Source organism: Aeromicrobium sp. S22, assembly GCF_009661045.1.
GTDB lineage: Bacteria > Actinomycetota > Actinomycetes > Propionibacteriales > Nocardioidaceae > Aeromicrobium > Aeromicrobium yanjiei.
Window position 1 is genome coordinate 1,294,077 of record NZ_WJWV01000001.1, and the last position, 14,550, is coordinate 1,308,626.

A 14,550-nucleotide genomic window follows, 5' to 3' on the forward strand; every position below is an offset into this window, starting at 1 on the left:
GGTCACTTCCCTCGCGTTGCGACCCGAGGGGAGTGACTAAACCCCACGGTCCCGTGGGAAACCGGCAACCCGGGGGAGCGTCAGGGGGTGAGGTGGGTGCGGACGGTCTCGAGGGTGTCGGCCTCGGCGGGGGTCTTGTCGTCGCGGTAGCGGATGACGCGGGCGAATCTCAGGGCGACGCCGCCGGGGTAGCGGGTGGACCGCTGCACGCCGTCGAACGCGATCTCGACGACCTGCTCCGGCCGGACGGTCACGACGTAGCCGTCGTCGGCGGTCTGCAGCTCGCCGAAGCGCTCGGTCTGCCAGGCGAGCATCTCGTCGGTCATCCCCTTGAACGTCTTGCCGAGCATCACGAAGCCGTCACCGTCGCGCGCGCCGAGGTGGATGTTGGACAGCCAGCCGCTGCGACGTCCCGATCCGCGCTCCACGGCGAGGACGACCAGGTCGAGCGTGTGGACGGGCTTGACCTTGACCCACGTCGCGCCGCGCCGTCCGGCGGCGTACGGAGCCGAGAGGCTCTTCACGACGACGCCCTCGTGCCCCAGGTCGAGCACCCGGCCGGCGAAGGCCTCCGCCGCCGCGACGTCCGCGGTGACGACCCGCGCGACCCGGAAGCGCTCGGGCACGATCGACTCGAGCACCTCGAGCCGGGCCGAGGTCGGCGCGTCGACGAAGTCCTCGCCGTCCAGGTGCAGCAGGTCGAAGAATGCGGGGGTCAGCTCGACCCCCGACGTCGAGGCGGCCCGGGACGCCGTCTCCTGGAAGGGTCGCGGCCGGCCGTCCGGGCCGAGGGCCAGCACCTCGCCGTCGAGCACGACGTCGCGGCACGGGAGCGCGCGGGCGGCCGCCACGACCTCGGGGTGCCGGGACGTCACGTCGTCGAGCGAGCGCGTCACCACCAGCACGTCGTCCCCGCTGCGGTGCACCTGGATGCGTACGCCATCGAGCTTGGCGTCGACCGCGACCGGTCCGCCACCGGCCTTGGTCATCGCCGCCTCGACCGTGGGTGCTGTGGAGGCCAGCATCGGCAGCACCGGACGTCCGACCGCGAGCACGAACGCGGCCAGCGCCTCCTCGCCGCCGGTGAGTGCCGCGGTCGCGATGTCGACCGTCGACCCGGCCATCATCGCGGCCCGCCTGACCGCCGCCGGCCGCACGCCACCGGCGATCGCGAGGCCGTCCTGAACGAGTGAGTCCAGCGCGCCCTGCCGCACCTCGCCGGTCACGACGCCCCGCAGCCAACACTGCTCGTCGGCGGTCGCGCGCGCCATCAGGTCGGCCGTCGCGTCGGCGCGCGCCCGTTGCGAGCCGGCACCCGACAGCGCGGCCAGCCGCTCGAACGTCGCGTCGACCTCCGCGACGGTCAGCGAGGGGGAGGACGCGGGCGGCGGGGGATCCTGCAGCGATCGCCAGCCGAGACCGGTGCGCCGTTGCCGGAGAGCTCCCGCGAGGTACGACGTCACGATGGGGATGTCCTCGGGAGACTCGGTCGCCGTCCGGAGCAGGAGCTCGCCGAGCGCAGCGGCCTTGGCGGAGCGGGACGAGGTGGCGGCCACCGCCGCGGACGTGGCGACGACATCGGCGAGGAGCATGACCCCATCATGACCGAGATCGGGTGATCTGCGACTTAGTGTTGACGTGACTCTAAGGGTCGGTTACCGTTCTCTTAAAGTCACTGACACCTTAAGTCGGGGCACCGAGCGCAGGAGGTACGTCATGGAGACCTCCTCGGCGATCGACCAGCGGGTGTCCTTGGCCGTGTCGACCGTGATCTTCGCCCTGCGACCGCACCCCGAGACCGGGGAGATGACGTTGTGGCTCCCGCTCGTGCGCCGCATCCGTGATCCGTACGAGGGTCAGTGGGCCCTGCCCGGCGGACCGCTCGAGGCCCACGAGGACCTCGCGGCCAGCGCCCGGCACACCCTCGAGCGCACGACCGGACTGACCCCCCACTACCTCGAGCAGCTGTACGCGTTCGGCAACGTCGACCGCTCGCCCGACGAGCGGGTCGTCTCGATCGTCTACTGGGCGCTGGTGCGTCCCGACGAGGTCGCCCGGGCGGTGGACGGCGAGAACGTCGAGTGGTTCGTCGCCGACGAGCTGCCGCCGCTGGCGTTCGACCACACCGAGATCATCGACTACGCCCTGGCGCGGCTGCGGGCCAAGATCACCTACACGCCGATCGCCCACGCGTTCCTGCCCGAGGAGTTCACCCTCGCCGAGCTGCGGGCGGTCCACGAGGCGGTCCTGCGCACGACCCTCGACCCGGCCAACTTCCGCCGCCAGGCGCTGGCCACCAAGACCCTCGTCCCCACGGGCACGTGCCTGCAGGGCACGAGCCACCGTCCCCCCGCGCTGTTCCGCTTCGAGGCCGGCGCGCCCTCAACCGAGGAGCCACGATGAGTTCCGTCCACACCCAGATCGTCGAGAAGCCGGCCGCGAGCTGCGACGTCGAGCTCGCCAAGGGCCCGTGGGAGTTCGACCAGTTCCCCGGCTACGGGCCGGGAGCGTCCGAGGACGACCGCGTCCCCGAGCCGGTCGTCCGACCGGGCCAGCTCCCCGCGGCGTACCAGCGGATGAGCGACGACGAGCTGCACGCGCGCATCCGGGCCGCGAAGGAGACGCTGGGCGACCGGCTGGTCATCCTCGGCCACTTCTACCAGCGCGACGAGGTCATCCAGTACGCCGACTTCGTGGGCGACTCGTTCCAGCTCGCGAACGCCGCGCTGACCAAGCCGGACGCCGACACGATCGTGTTCTGCGGCGTGCACTTCATGGCCGAGACCGCCGACATCCTGGCCCGGCCCGAGCAGCAGGTCATCCTGCCCAACCTGGCCGCCGGCTGCTCGATGGCCGACATGGCCGACGAGGACTCGGTCGAGGCGTGCTGGGAGGACCTGCTCGAGCTCTACGGCACCGAGCCGGACGCCGACGGCAAGCAGCCGGTCATCCCGGTGACCTACATGAACTCCTCCGCCGCGCTCAAGGCGTTCTGCGGACGCAACGGCGGCATCGTCTGCACGTCGTCCAACGCCGCGACGGTCCTGGAGTGGGCGTTCGAGCGGGGCCAGCGCGTGCTGTTCTTCCCTGACCAGCACCTGGGCCGCAACACCGCCAAGGCGATGGGCATCCCGCTCGAGCAGATGCCGATGTGGAACCCCCGCAAGCCTCTCGGCGGCAACAGCCTGGACGACCTGGAGAGCGCGCGCGTGATCCTGTGGCACGGCTTCTGCTCGGTCCACAAGCGCTTCAGCGTCGCCCAGATCGACCAGGCCCGCGCGGAGCACCCGGGGGTCAAGATCATCGTGCACCCCGAGAGCCCCATGCCGGTGGTCGACGCCGCCGACGCGGCGGGCTCGACCGACGCGATCCGCAAGTTCGTGATCGCCTCGGAGCCCGGGGACACGATCGCGATCGGCACCGAGATCAACATGGTCAACCGCCTCGCCGCGGAGTTCCCCGACCGGACGATCTTCTGCCTCGACCCGGTGGTGTGCCCGTGCTCGACGATGTACCGGATCCACCCCGGCTACCTCGCGTGGACCCTGGACGGCCTCGTCGCCGGCGAGGTCCACAACCAGATCGTCGTCCCCGACGACGTCGCCTCCGACGCGAGGATCGCGCTCGAGCGCATGCTCGCGGCGCTCCCCAGGTAAGCCCAGGTAAGCCCAGGTAAGGACGTGCCATGAGCAGCATCATCATCGTCGGCAGTGGAGTCGCGGGCATGACCGCGGCCCTCGAGGCCGTGGACACGCACGACGTCACCCTGGTGACGAAGGCCGACCTCGCCGAGAGCAACACCCGCTACGCGCAGGGCGGGGTCGCCGTCGTGATCGACGACATGGCCGATCCCGGAGCCCCCACGCTGGGCGACAGCGTCGCCTCGCACGTCGCCGACACGCTCGTCGCGGGCGCCGGCCTCGGTGACGCCGAGACGGTCGGCATCCTGTGCGCGGAGGGGCCGGCCGCGATGGACGAGCTCATCGCTCGGGGTGTGCCGTTCGACCGCCACGACGGCCAGCTCTCGCACGGGCTGGAGGCCGCGCACGCCTTCGCCCGCATCCTCCACGCGGGCGGCGACGCGACGGGGGCCGCGATCGCGTACGCCCTGATCGACCGTCTGCGCGAGAGCGCCGTCGCGATCCGTGAGCGGACCACCGTCGTCGACCTCGTCGTCGAGGACGGCCGCTGTGTGGGCGTGAGCCTGTTGGGTGGAGAGGTGCTCCGCGCCGACGCCGTGATCCTGGCGACCGGCGGGGCCGGCCAGCTGTTCCCCTGCACGACCAACCCCGGCGTCGCGACGGCCGACGGGCTGGCGATGGCCCTGCGCGCGGGTGCGGTCGCGGCCGACCTGGAGTTCTACCAGTTCCACCCCACGTCGCTGGACGCACCGGGCAACTTCTTGATCTCCGAGGCCGTACGCGGTGAGGGTGCGGTGCTGATCGATGCCGACGGCCACCGGTTCATGCCCGACGTGCACCCCGACGCCGAGCTGGCTCCCCGCGACGTCGTCGCCCGCGCCATCGCGCAGCAGATGAGGGCGAAGAACCACGGCCCGGTCTGCTTGGACGCCACCGCGCTGGGCGCGGAGTTCCTGGCCCGCCGTTTCCCCAACATCGATGCGGCGTGCCGCGCGCAGGGCCATGACTGGAGCACGGTTCCGATCCCGGTCACCCCGGCCGCGCACTACTACATGGGCGGCGTCCGCACCGACGAGTGGGGCCGCACCTCGATCTCGGGCCTGTACGCCGTGGGCGAGGTCGCCTGCAACGGCCTCCACGGCGCCAACCGGCTCGCCTCCAACTCGTTGCTCGAGGGTGCCGTGTACGGCTCGCGGGTCGTCGAGGGACTCCTGTCCTCGCCACCGATCGACGACTTCGACGAGCAGTGGCAGGTCCCGATCGAGCTCGACCTGTCCGAGGACCCCGACGCGCAGGACGTCAGCCGGGCGGACCTGCAGCAGCTCATGTGGGACGCCGCGGGACTGGCTCGCGACGGGGCGGAGCTGCAGCAGGCCGCGGCAGAGCTCCGACGCTGGCGCTCGCCCGCGGTCACGGACGCCAAGGCGGCCGAGGACGCCAACCTGCTGGTCGTCGCACGCGCGGTCGTGGCCAGCGCCCTGGCCCGCGAGGAGTCGCGCGGCGGCCACTACCGCACCGACTTCCCGCACACGGATGCCGCGCAGGCCACCCACTCGGCGATCGGCGCCACGACCCAGCAGAAGGTGTGACACATGCTTGAACGCCGACAGATCCAGCGGGTCGTGGACCTGGCCCTGGACGAGGACGCCCCCTTCGGTGACCTCACCTCGCAGACGTTGGTGCCGCCGACCGCGGTCGCCCGGGCCGAGCTGGTCGCCCGCGAGCCCGGCGTCCTGGCGGGCGCGGAGGTCTTCGAGATCGCGATGACGACCCTGGACCCCACCGTCAAGGTGACCCTCGAGGCCGCCGACGGCGAGGCGTTCGACCGGGGCTCGGTGCTGGCCCGGGTCGAGGGCCCGGCGCGATCGGTCCTGCAGGCCGAGCGGGTCGCACTCAACCTGGTGCAGCGCATGAGCGGCATCGCGACCCTCACCCGGACGTATGTCGAGGCGGTCGCCGGCACCGCCGCCCGCGTCGTCGACACGCGCAAGACCACCCCGGGACTGCGGGCGCTCGAGCGGCACGCGGTGCGCTGCGGTGGGGGCCACAACCACCGCTACTCGCTGTCGGACGCCGTGATGGCCAAGGACAACCACCTCGCGGTCATCCCCGACGTGACGGCGGCACTGCGGCAGGCGCGGATCGACCTGCCCCACACGACCCACATCGAGGTCGAGGTCGACCGGCTCGAGCAGATCGACGCGGTGCTGGAGTCCGGCGCCGCGCACACCATCATGCTCGACAACTTCAGTCTGGACGACCTGCGTGCGGGCGTCGCGAAGATCGCCGGGCGAGCGCTGGTCGAGGCCAGCGGCGGAGTCACGCTCGACACGATCGCCGACATCGCCCGCACCGGCGTCGACGTCATCTCGGTCGGTGCCCTCACCCACAGCGTGCGGGCGCTCGACCTCGGCCTCGACATGTCGGTGTCCTGAGCCCGTGATCTACCTCGACGAGGCGGCCACCACGCCGGTCAAGCGCGAGGTGCTCGAGGCGATGTGGCCCTTCCTCGGGCCCGAGTTCGGCAACCCCTCGAGCCATCACGAGGTGGGGGAGTCGGCTGCCCGGGCGCTCGAGCAGGCCCGCGCCGACGTCGCGCAGGCGCTGGGTGCGCGGTCGTCGGAGATCACGTTCACCTCCGGCGGCACCGAGTCCGACAACGCCGCGATCAAGGGCATCGCGCTGGCAGCACCCCGAGGTCGGCACGTCGTGGTGTCCGCGGTCGAGCACCCGGCGGTGCTGGAGTCGGCGGAGTTCCTGGGCCGCATCGGCTACGAGATCACGGTGCTCCCCGTCGACGGACAAGGGATGGTCCAGCCCGACACGCTCGCCGCGGCACTGCGGGACGACACGACGCTGGTCAGCATCCAGCTGGCCAACAACGAGGTCGGGACGATCCAGCAGGTCGAGACGTTGTCGCGGCTCGCCGCGGCCCACGGCGTCCCGTTCCACACCGACGCGGTGCAGGGGGCGGGCTGGCTGGACCTCGATGTCACCCGCCTCGGCGTCCAGGCGCTGAGCATCTCGGGGCACAAGATCGGCGCGCCCAAGGGCATCGGCGTCCTGTACGTCCAGCGGCGCGTCCCGTTCGAGCCGCTGCTGCACGGCGGCGGGCAGGAGGGGGGACGACGCTCCGGCACCGAGAACGTCGCCGCGGCGGTCGGCATGGCCGCTGCTCTGCGCCTCGCGGGCGGCAGCAACGACGAGGTCGTCGCCCGACGCGATGCGTTCATCGCCCGCGTCCTCGCGGAGGCTCCGGGCGCAGCGCTCACCGGGGACGTCGCGCACCGGCTGCCCGGCAGTGCATCCTTCGTCTTCGCAGGCACGAGCGGCGAATCGATCCTGGTCGAGCTGCAGGCGCGCGGCATCGTCTGCTCCAGCGGCTCGGCGTGCGCGGCCGGCAGCGATGACCCGTCCCACGTCCTGCTCGCGATGGGCCTCGAGCCCGAGGTGGCCCAGACCGCGGTCCGGTTCACGTTCGGGCGTACGACGACGAGCGACGACCTCGACACGGCGGCGGACGAGCTCGTCCGGGCCGTAGCCAGCGTCAGCGGCCGGGGAGCACCGCGCTGAATCCGCCCCGCGCGGGGGCACGAACGCCTAGGGTGAGCGACAGGCTGTTCATCTTCGGGGGAGACCATGAAACGTCGGGTGCTGCTGATCACCGTCCCGGTCCTGCTGTTGTCGGCCTGCGGAGGCAGTGACGACACCCGGACGAGCACGCCTGCCAGGACGACCTCCGCGGCGACGACCTCACCGACACAGACCGAGGCACCGACGCCGACCGAGACGCCGCTGCCGACCACGACGCCGGAGGCGGCCAAGGTCGCCATCACGGTGCTGGGCAGCAGCGTGGCCAAGACCGCGGAGGAGAAGTCGGTCGTGGAGGCTTGGATGATCTACTGGGACGCGGTCGCCACCACCTACGACGAGCTCGAGCCCGCGCCCGGGCTCGACCGGTCCCGGGGCAAGCCCCTGAAGGACGTCATGGACTACCTCGACCTCCTCAAGGCGAGGAACCACCGCAGCGTCGGGTGGACGCGCGACCACGTGCTGGGGGTCTCGGTGGACGGCGACTCGGCTGTGCTCCGGGCCTGCTCGGAGAACTTCAGCTTCGAGGTCGACGCAGATGACAACCCGGTCGAGGACGTCACGCCTTTCTACTGGACCACCGCGCGGCTGAGCCGCGACGACGGTCGGTGGATCCTGACCTCCGTCGACACGGACCGACTCCAGCAGGACTGCCGGCGCTGACGCGCTCGAGCGGGACGTCCACCGCGCGGACGCTGGTCGGTGCCCTGCGGCTGATTCCGGGTGTGTCGGCGAGGGTTACGCTTGACCACGATGAACGACTCGGACGGCACCGTCTATCTCGACCATGCGGCGACCACGCCGATGGTCCCCGAGGCGATCGCCGCGATGACCGAGCAGATGGCCCGCACGGGCAACGCCTCCTCCCTCCACGCCGCCGGCCGCGCCGCCCGCCGTACCGTCGAGGAGGCCCGTGAGCTGATCGCCGAACGCTTCGGCGCCCGGCCCAGCGAGATCGTCTTCACCTCGGGCGGCACCGAGGCCAACAACCTCGCGATCAAGGGCCTCTACTGGTCACGCCGCAGCCAGCACCCCGACCGCAGGCGCATCGTCTTCAGCTCGATCGAGCACCACGCACTCCTCGACCCCGTCACGTGGCTCGCGATGCACGAGGGCGCGGACGTCGACATGACCCCGGTCGACAAGCAGGGCCGCATCGTGGTCGACGACCTGCGGGCAGCGGTCGAGCGCGATCCCGCGAGCGTCGCGGCGGTCACCACGATGTGGGCCAACAACGAGATGGGCACGATCCAGCCGATCCCCGAGGTCGTCGAGATCGCCAGGGCGTACGACATCCCGGTGCACAGCGATGCGGTGCAGGCTGCGGGCTATCTCCCGCTCGACTTCGCCGGGAGCGGTCTCGACGCGATGACGATCACGGCCCACAAGCTGGGCGGACCGGTCGGCGTCGGCGCCCTGATGATCGGCCGTGAGATCGACGCGACACCGCTGCTGCACGGCGGGGGACAGGAGCGCGACCTGCGCTCGGGCACGCTCAGCGTGCCGCTCATCGCCGCCTTCGCCGCCGCGGTCGAGGTGACGGTGAGTCAGCAGGCCGAGACCTTCGCCCGCATCGAGGCACTGCGCCAGCGTCTCGTCGAGGGGGTCGTGCGCGTCGTCCCCGACGCGATCGTCAACGGCGACCCGCTGCCGGGTCCGGATCATCGCCTGCCCAACATCGCCCACGTGACGTTCCCGGGGTGCGAGGGCGACGCGATGCTGATGCTGCTGGACGCCCAAGGCATCGAGTGCTCGACCGGCTCGGCGTGCGCCGCCGGCGTGCCCCAGCCCAGTCACGTCCTGCTGGCGATGGGCTACGACGACGTCGCCGCCCGCGGGTCGCTGCGCTTCAGCCTCGGCCACACCTCGACCGAGGCGGACGTCGACCGCCTGCTCGCGGCGCTGCCGGCCGTTCACCAGCGGGCCATGCGGGCCTCGCTCGTGCGGAGCGGGTCATGAGGGTCGTCGCCGCGATGTCCGGCGGGGTCGACTCCGCCGTCGCCGCGGCACGCGCGGTCGACGCCGGCCACGACGTGACGGGCGTGCACCTCGCGCTGAGCCGCAACCCCCGGTCGTACCGCTCGGGTGCCCGCGGCTGCTGCTCGATCGAGGACGCGGGCGATGCCCGGCGTGCCGCGGACGCGCTCGGCATCCCGTTCTACGTGTGGGACATGAGCGAGGAGTTCGCAGACCACGTGGTCGACGACTTCATCGCCGAGTACACGGCCGGGCGCACCCCCAACCCGTGCCTGCGGTGCAACGAGAAGATCAAGTTCGCCGCGGTGCTCGAGCGGGCGCTCGCGCTCGGCTTCGACGCCGTGGCCACCGGCCACTACGCACAGCTGCGCACGGCCGACGACGGCACGATCGAGATGCACCGGGCGATCGACATGGGCAAGGACCAGTCGTACGTGCTTGGGGTGCTCACGCAGGAGCAGCTGGCTCACTCGCTGTTCCCCTTGGGCGACACGACCAAGGACGTGGTCCGGGTCGAGGCGGCCCGCCGCGGGATCCAGGTCGCGCAGAAGCCCGACAGCCACGACATCTGCTTCATCCCCGACGGCGACAACGCGGGCTGGCTCGGCGAGAAGCTGGGCCCTCGGCCGGGCACGATCGTCGACGAGGACGGTCAGGTGCTGCGCGAGCACGACGGGGCGTACGCCTTCACGATCGGGCAGCGCCGCGGCCTGCGGCTCGGCGTCCCCGCCGACGACGGCAAGCCCCGGTTCGTCCTCGACATCGAGCCGGTCAGCGGCACCGTCACGGTCGGCTCGCGGGAGTCGCTCGCGGTCGACGCCCTCGAGTGCGTGAAGCCGCTGTGGTGCGGCGCCGCCCCCGCGGGCACGCTCGAGTGCACCGTGCAGCTGCGCGCGCACGGCGACGAGCACCGCGCGCGGGTCACGGTCGCGGACGACCTGGTCACGGTCGACCTCGTCGACCCGGCCAGCGGCATCGCCCCCGGCCAGGCCTGCGTGATCTACGCCGGCACCCGGGTCGTCGGATCGGCCACGATCGCAGCGACGTCCCGCGCAGCGGTGCACTAGCGTCCACCCCGACTCGAGGGCGGTGCACCAGCGTCCACCTCGCGACCCATCATGGACGCCAGCGCACCGCCCACCCCACAGAACGTAAGGAGCACCATGACGCTCGCCACCGGCATCGGATCCATGCCCGGCACCGACTTCGCGGCCGCGATGCGCCTCGGCCTGGACGAGCTGAGCCTCCCGTACGTCCCTGAGCTCCCGGCCCGCGGCGTCCACGCCGGCATGATCGGCAGGACGCTGGCAGTCCTGGACGGTCTCGAGGCGGACCTTCAGCCCGACGGGTGGCGCATCGGCGTGGGGGAGGGCGCCGACCTGCGCCGCGCGCGTTCGCTCCTGGCCCAGGACCTCGACCAGGCCGAGGAGCTCGCGACCGAGCACGAGGGCCCGATCAAGATCCAGGTCACCGGCCCGCTGACCCTCGCCGCGACGGTCGAGCGCCCGCGCGGCGACAAGATGCTGGCCGACCACGGGGCCCGTCGCGAGATCGCGCAGTCGTTGGCGGAGGGCCTCGGCGCCCACGTCCGGGACGTCCGCCGGCGGTTCTCGGCCGCCGATCTCGTGGTGCAGGTCGACGAGCCCGCGATCACGGCCGTCCTCACCGGCGGCATCCCGACCGCGAGCGGCTGGTCGCGCCACCGCAGCGTCCACCCGCCCGAGGCAGACGCCCTGCTGCGCGCCGTCGTCGAGGCGATCACCGACGCCGGGGCGCGCCCGGTCGTCCACTCGTGCGCGCCCGACGTGCCGGTCGAGCTGCTCGCCGGAGCAGGCTTCACCGCGATCTCGTTCGACCTCGGTCTCGTGCGCCCCGACGACGTCTGGGCCGAGACGTTCGAGAAGGGTGTCGACCTGTGGTGCGGCGTCCTGCCCTCGACCGACGCCGGGCAGGTCTCGCAGAAGGCCGCGGTCGGCCAGGTCGAGACCTTCTTCGGGCGCTTCGGCTTCACGGAGGAGACCTACTCCGACCGACTCGTCGTGACCCCGACCTGCGGTCTCGCGGGTGCGTCGCCGCAGTGGGCGCGCACGGTCCTCGTCGCTGCGCAGAGTGTCGCCTCGCGGCGATAAAGTCGAGCCATGGCCAACGACGACGAGCTGCGACAGCGTCACAAGCAGCTCTCCGAGACGATCCTCGAGCACCGTGAGCGCTACTACGTCGACGACTCGCCGACCGTCTCCGACGCGGAGTACGACCAGCTCATGCGCGATCTCGAGGCCCTCGAGGAGCAGATGCCCGAGCTCCGCACGCCGGACTCGCCGACCCAGACGGTCGGCGGCTACGCCTCGTCGTCGTTCGAGGCCTACGAGCACCGTGAGCGGATGCTCAGCCTCGACAACGCGTTCTCGATCGAGGAGCTGGAGTCGTGGCACGGTCGGCTCGTGCGAGAGGGCGTGGACGATGCGGAGTTCCTCTGCGAGCTCAAGGTCGACGGTCTCGCGATCTCGCTGACGTACGAGAACGGGCGCCTGACCCGGGGCGTCACCCGCGGCGACGGGCGCGTCGGCGAGGACGTCACCAACAACGTCCGCACGATCAAGGTCATCCCGCACCAGCTCAAGGCCTCCGACGACTACCCGGTCCCGGCGTACGTCGAGGTGCGCGGTGAGGTCTTCTTCCCCACCCGGGCGTTCGAGGAGTTCAACACCGCGTGGGCCGAGTCCGGCAAGACGCCGTTCTCCAACCCGCGCAACGCCGCGGCCGGGACGCTGCGCATGAAGGACGCGTCGGTGACCGCGAGTCGTCCGTTGTCGATGGTCTGCCACGGACTGGGCTACCGCGAGGGCTTCACACCGACCCGCCAGAGCGAGGCGTACGACGCGCTCAAGGCGTGGGGCCTGCCCACCAGCGACCGGGCGAAGGTCGTCCCCAACCTGGCCGAGGTCGAGGAGTTCATCGACTACTACGGCGAGCACCGCCACGACGTCGTGCACGAGATCGACGGCGTCGTGGTCAAGGTCGACCAGGTGCCACTGCAGCGTCGGCTCGGCTCGACGTCGCGCGCCCCGCGGTGGGCGATCGCGTGGAAGTACCCGCCCGAGGAGGTCAACACCCGGCTGCTCGACATCCGGGTCAACGTGGGCCGCACCGGCCGGGTCACCCCCTACGGCGTGATGGAGCCGATCCGGGTCGCGGGCTCGACCGTCGAGATGGCCACGCTGCACAACCAGCACGAGGTCAAGCGCAAGGGCGTCCTGATCGGCGACATGGTCGTGCTGCGCAAGGCCGGCGACGTGATCCCCGAGATCGTCGGCCCGGTCGTGGCCCTGCGCGACGGCACCGAGCGCGAGTTCGTCATGCCCACGGAGTGCCCCTCGTGCGGCACCCCGCTGGCGCCGTCACGCGAGGGCGACAAGGACATCCGCTGCCCCAACACGCGGTCGTGCCCGTCCCAGCTGCGGGAGCGCCTGACGCACGTCGGTGGGCGCGGCGCGTTCGACATCGAGGTGTTCGGCTGGGAGGGTGCCACGGCGCTGCTGGACGCCGGGGTGCTCACCGACGAGGGTGGCCTGTTCGCGCTGACCGCCGATCAGCTCATGAGCGTCCCGCTCTACACCCGCGCCGCCAAGAAGAAGGAGATCGAGGCCGGCTCGGGTGAGCGGGTGCTGAGCGCCAACGGCATCGCGCTGCTGAAGAATCTCGAGACCGCCAAGACGCAGCCGCTGTGGCGGGTGCTCGTGGCCCTGTCGATCCGGCACGTCGGGCCGACCGCCGCCCGCGCACTCGCGACCCACTTCGCCTCGATGGACGCGATCCGTGAGGCCTCCTTGGCCGAGCTCGCAGCCGTCGACGGCGTCGGCCCCACGATCGCCGAGGCGGTCGTCGAGTGGTTCGACGTCGACTGGCACCGCGGCATCGTCGACCAGTGGCAGGCCGCGGGCGTACGCATGCAGGACGAGCGCGACGAGTCGATCCCGCGGACCCTCGAGGGCCTGACGATCGTGGTGACGGGCTCGCTCGAGCGATTCACGCGTGACTCGGTCAAGGAGGCGATCATCGCGCGCGGCGGCAAGGCCTCGGGCTCGGTGTCCAAGAAGACCGACTACGTCGTGGTGGGTGAGAACGCCGGCTCCAAGGCCGACAAGGCCGAGGAGCTCGGACGCCCGATCCTCGACGAGGAGGCCTTCGAGAAGCTGCTCGCCGAGGGGCCACCGCCGGCCGACGACGAGCCGGCCCCGGAGTCCTGACGGGGCTCACACCTGACGCAGGTATGACGCACGGCGCTGCGGGGTAGTCCGGCGCCATGCAACCCACGCACGAAGTCATCATCGTCGGCGGCGGGGCAGCCGGGCTCTCGGCGGCACTCGTCCTCGGCGCTGCGCGACGCAGCGTCGTCGTCGTGGACGCCGGAGAGCCGCGCAACCGCGCGGCCGCCCACCTGCACGGCTTCTTGTCCCGCGACGGTGCGGACCCCGCCGACGTCCTGGCGACCGGGCGCGACGAGGTCGCCCGCTACGGGGTCGAGGTCGTCGAGGACACCGTCACGGCGGCGCTGCCGAAGGACGATGCGTTCACCGTCGAGCTCGAGGGCGGGAGGCGGCTCGTCGCACCCCGGCTGGTGATCGCCGTGGGCACCGCGGACACGCTCCCGGACCTGCCGGGCCTGCGGGAGGGCTGGGGCTCGGACGTCCTGCACTGCCCGTACTGCCACGGCCACGAGGTCGCCGACAGCCCGCTGCTGATCCTCGCGACCCATGCCGGCTCGGCCCACCAGGCGCACCTGCTGCGCCAGTGGTCGGACGACGTGACGCTGCTGGTCAATGACGTCGCCGAGCTCGACGAGGATGCGCACGCGACGCTGCGACGTCGTGGCATCCGCGTCGCGGACGGGGCCGTCGCGAGGATCGAGCGTGCCGAGGACGGCGCGCTGACCGGGGTCCAGCTGGCCGACGGCACCCGGGTGCCGGCCAACGCGCTGTTCCTGGTGCCGGACATGGAGCCGCCGGGCGTCCTCGTCGAGCGACTCGGGCTCGCGATGGAGGACACCCCGATGGGCCCCGCGATCACGACCCACGACAACGGACGCACGAGCGTCCCGGGCGTGTGGGCCGCCGGCAACTGCACCGACCCGACCGCCCACCTCGTGACGGCGGCGAGCGCCGGGACGCTCGCGGGCATGGACGTCAACGCCGACATCATCGACGACGAGCTCCACACCTGACCCGCGGCCGCGCGGGCCGTCGCCCGTAGGCTCGGCACGTGCCTCCTCGTTCCCCGCTGCCGCCGCGTCACGGTCTCGGCGCCGCGTGGCTGCGGACCCCCGACCGGGACAAGCCGCACC

The 14,550-nt window shown here is 71.9% G+C and carries 12 protein-coding genes; 11 read left to right on the forward strand and 1 reads right to left on the reverse strand.

What is annotated here, in order from left to right; genetic code table 11:
- Window positions 1-80 precede the first annotated feature (80 nt).
- Window positions 81-1,592, reverse strand: coding sequence for an ATP-dependent DNA ligase (locus GEV27_RS06375; RefSeq protein ID WP_153933715.1), 1,512 nt, complete (start codon window positions 1,590-1,592; stop codon window positions 81-83).
- 124 nt (window positions 1,593-1,716) lie between these two features.
- Here GEV27_RS06375 and GEV27_RS06380 point away from each other — a divergent pair, with 124 nt between their 5' ends.
- From GEV27_RS06380 to GEV27_RS06430, 11 genes are all read left to right on the forward strand, one after another.
- The gene (locus tag GEV27_RS06380; RefSeq protein WP_153910362.1) at window positions 1,717-2,403 is read left to right on the forward strand and encodes an NUDIX domain-containing protein; all 687 of its coding nucleotides are present in this window, start codon (window positions 1,717-1,719) and stop codon (window positions 2,401-2,403) included.
- Complete coding sequence (gene nadA, locus GEV27_RS06385) at window positions 2,400-3,656, forward strand: quinolinate synthase NadA (protein WP_153910364.1); 1,257 nt, start codon at window positions 2,400-2,402, stop codon at window positions 3,654-3,656. The genes GEV27_RS06380 and nadA overlap by 4 nt, the downstream gene beginning before the upstream one ends.
- Window positions 3,657-3,685: 29 nt before the next feature.
- A complete protein-coding gene (nadB, locus tag GEV27_RS06390) occupies window positions 3,686-5,230 on the forward strand; it encodes an L-aspartate oxidase (RefSeq protein ID WP_153933716.1) in 1,545 nt (514 codons plus the stop codon).
- 3 nt (window positions 5,231-5,233) lie between these two features.
- Window positions 5,234-6,076, forward strand: coding sequence for a carboxylating nicotinate-nucleotide diphosphorylase (gene nadC, locus GEV27_RS06395; protein ID WP_153910370.1), 843 nt, complete (start codon window positions 5,234-5,236; stop codon window positions 6,074-6,076).
- A gap of 4 nt (window positions 6,077-6,080) precedes the next feature.
- Window positions 6,081-7,214, forward strand: a complete 1,134-nt coding sequence (locus GEV27_RS06400) for a cysteine desulfurase family protein (protein WP_153653388.1) — start codon at window positions 6,081-6,083, stop codon at window positions 7,212-7,214.
- 66 nt (window positions 7,215-7,280) lie between these two features.
- Window positions 7,281-7,895 (forward strand): hypothetical protein, encoded by a 615-nt coding sequence (locus tag GEV27_RS06405; protein WP_153653387.1) that lies wholly within the window; start codon window positions 7,281-7,283, stop codon window positions 7,893-7,895.
- A gap of 165 nt (window positions 7,896-8,060) precedes the next feature.
- Window positions 8,061-9,191, forward strand: a complete 1,131-nt coding sequence (locus tag GEV27_RS06410; RefSeq protein ID WP_375335585.1) for a cysteine desulfurase family protein — start codon at window positions 8,061-8,063, stop codon at window positions 9,189-9,191.
- A complete protein-coding gene (mnmA, locus tag GEV27_RS06415; protein WP_153653383.1) occupies window positions 9,188-10,276 on the forward strand; it encodes a tRNA 2-thiouridine(34) synthase MnmA in 1,089 nt (362 codons plus the stop codon). Before GEV27_RS06410 ends, mnmA begins: the two co-directional genes overlap by 4 nt.
- Window positions 10,277-10,372: 96 nt before the next feature.
- On the forward strand, window positions 10,373-11,338 hold the full coding sequence (locus GEV27_RS06420) for a methionine synthase (RefSeq protein WP_153933717.1): 966 nt from the start codon (window positions 10,373-10,375) through the stop codon (window positions 11,336-11,338).
- Window positions 11,339-11,347: 9 nt separating this feature from the next.
- A complete protein-coding gene (ligA, locus tag GEV27_RS06425; protein WP_153653379.1) occupies window positions 11,348-13,456 on the forward strand; it encodes an NAD-dependent DNA ligase LigA in 2,109 nt (702 codons plus the stop codon).
- Window positions 13,457-13,512: 56 nt separating this feature from the next.
- Window positions 13,513-14,430, forward strand: a complete 918-nt coding sequence (locus GEV27_RS06430) for an NAD(P)/FAD-dependent oxidoreductase (protein WP_153910381.1) — start codon at window positions 13,513-13,515, stop codon at window positions 14,428-14,430.
- Window positions 14,431-14,550 lie beyond the last annotated feature (120 nt).

Coding starts and splice junctions, on each gene's coding strand:
- GEV27_RS06420 (WP_153933717.1), top strand. CDS start 10,373: ATGACGCTCGCCACCGGCATCGGATCCATGCCCGGCACCGACTTCGCG.
- nadB (WP_153933716.1), top strand. CDS start 3,686: ATGAGCAGCATCATCATCGTCGGCAGTGGAGTCGCGGGCATGACCGCG.
- ligA (WP_153653379.1), top strand. CDS start 11,348: ATGGCCAACGACGACGAGCTGCGACAGCGTCACAAGCAGCTCTCCGAG.
- mnmA (WP_153653383.1), top strand. CDS start 9,188: ATGAGGGTCGTCGCCGCGATGTCCGGCGGGGTCGACTCCGCCGTCGCC.
- GEV27_RS06430 (WP_153910381.1), top strand. CDS start 13,513: ATGCAACCCACGCACGAAGTCATCATCGTCGGCGGCGGGGCAGCCGGG.
- GEV27_RS06405 (WP_153653387.1), top strand. CDS start 7,281: ATGAAACGTCGGGTGCTGCTGATCACCGTCCCGGTCCTGCTGTTGTCG.
- nadA (WP_153910364.1), top strand. CDS start 2,400: ATGAGTTCCGTCCACACCCAGATCGTCGAGAAGCCGGCCGCGAGCTGC.
- GEV27_RS06375 (WP_153933715.1), bottom strand. CDS start 1,592: ATGCTCCTCGCCGATGTCGTCGCCACGTCCGCGGCGGTGGCCGCCACC.
- GEV27_RS06380 (WP_153910362.1), top strand. CDS start 1,717: ATGGAGACCTCCTCGGCGATCGACCAGCGGGTGTCCTTGGCCGTGTCG.
- GEV27_RS06410 (WP_375335585.1), top strand. CDS start 8,061: ATGACCGAGCAGATGGCCCGCACGGGCAACGCCTCCTCCCTCCACGCC.
- nadC (WP_153910370.1), top strand. CDS start 5,234: ATGCTTGAACGCCGACAGATCCAGCGGGTCGTGGACCTGGCCCTGGAC.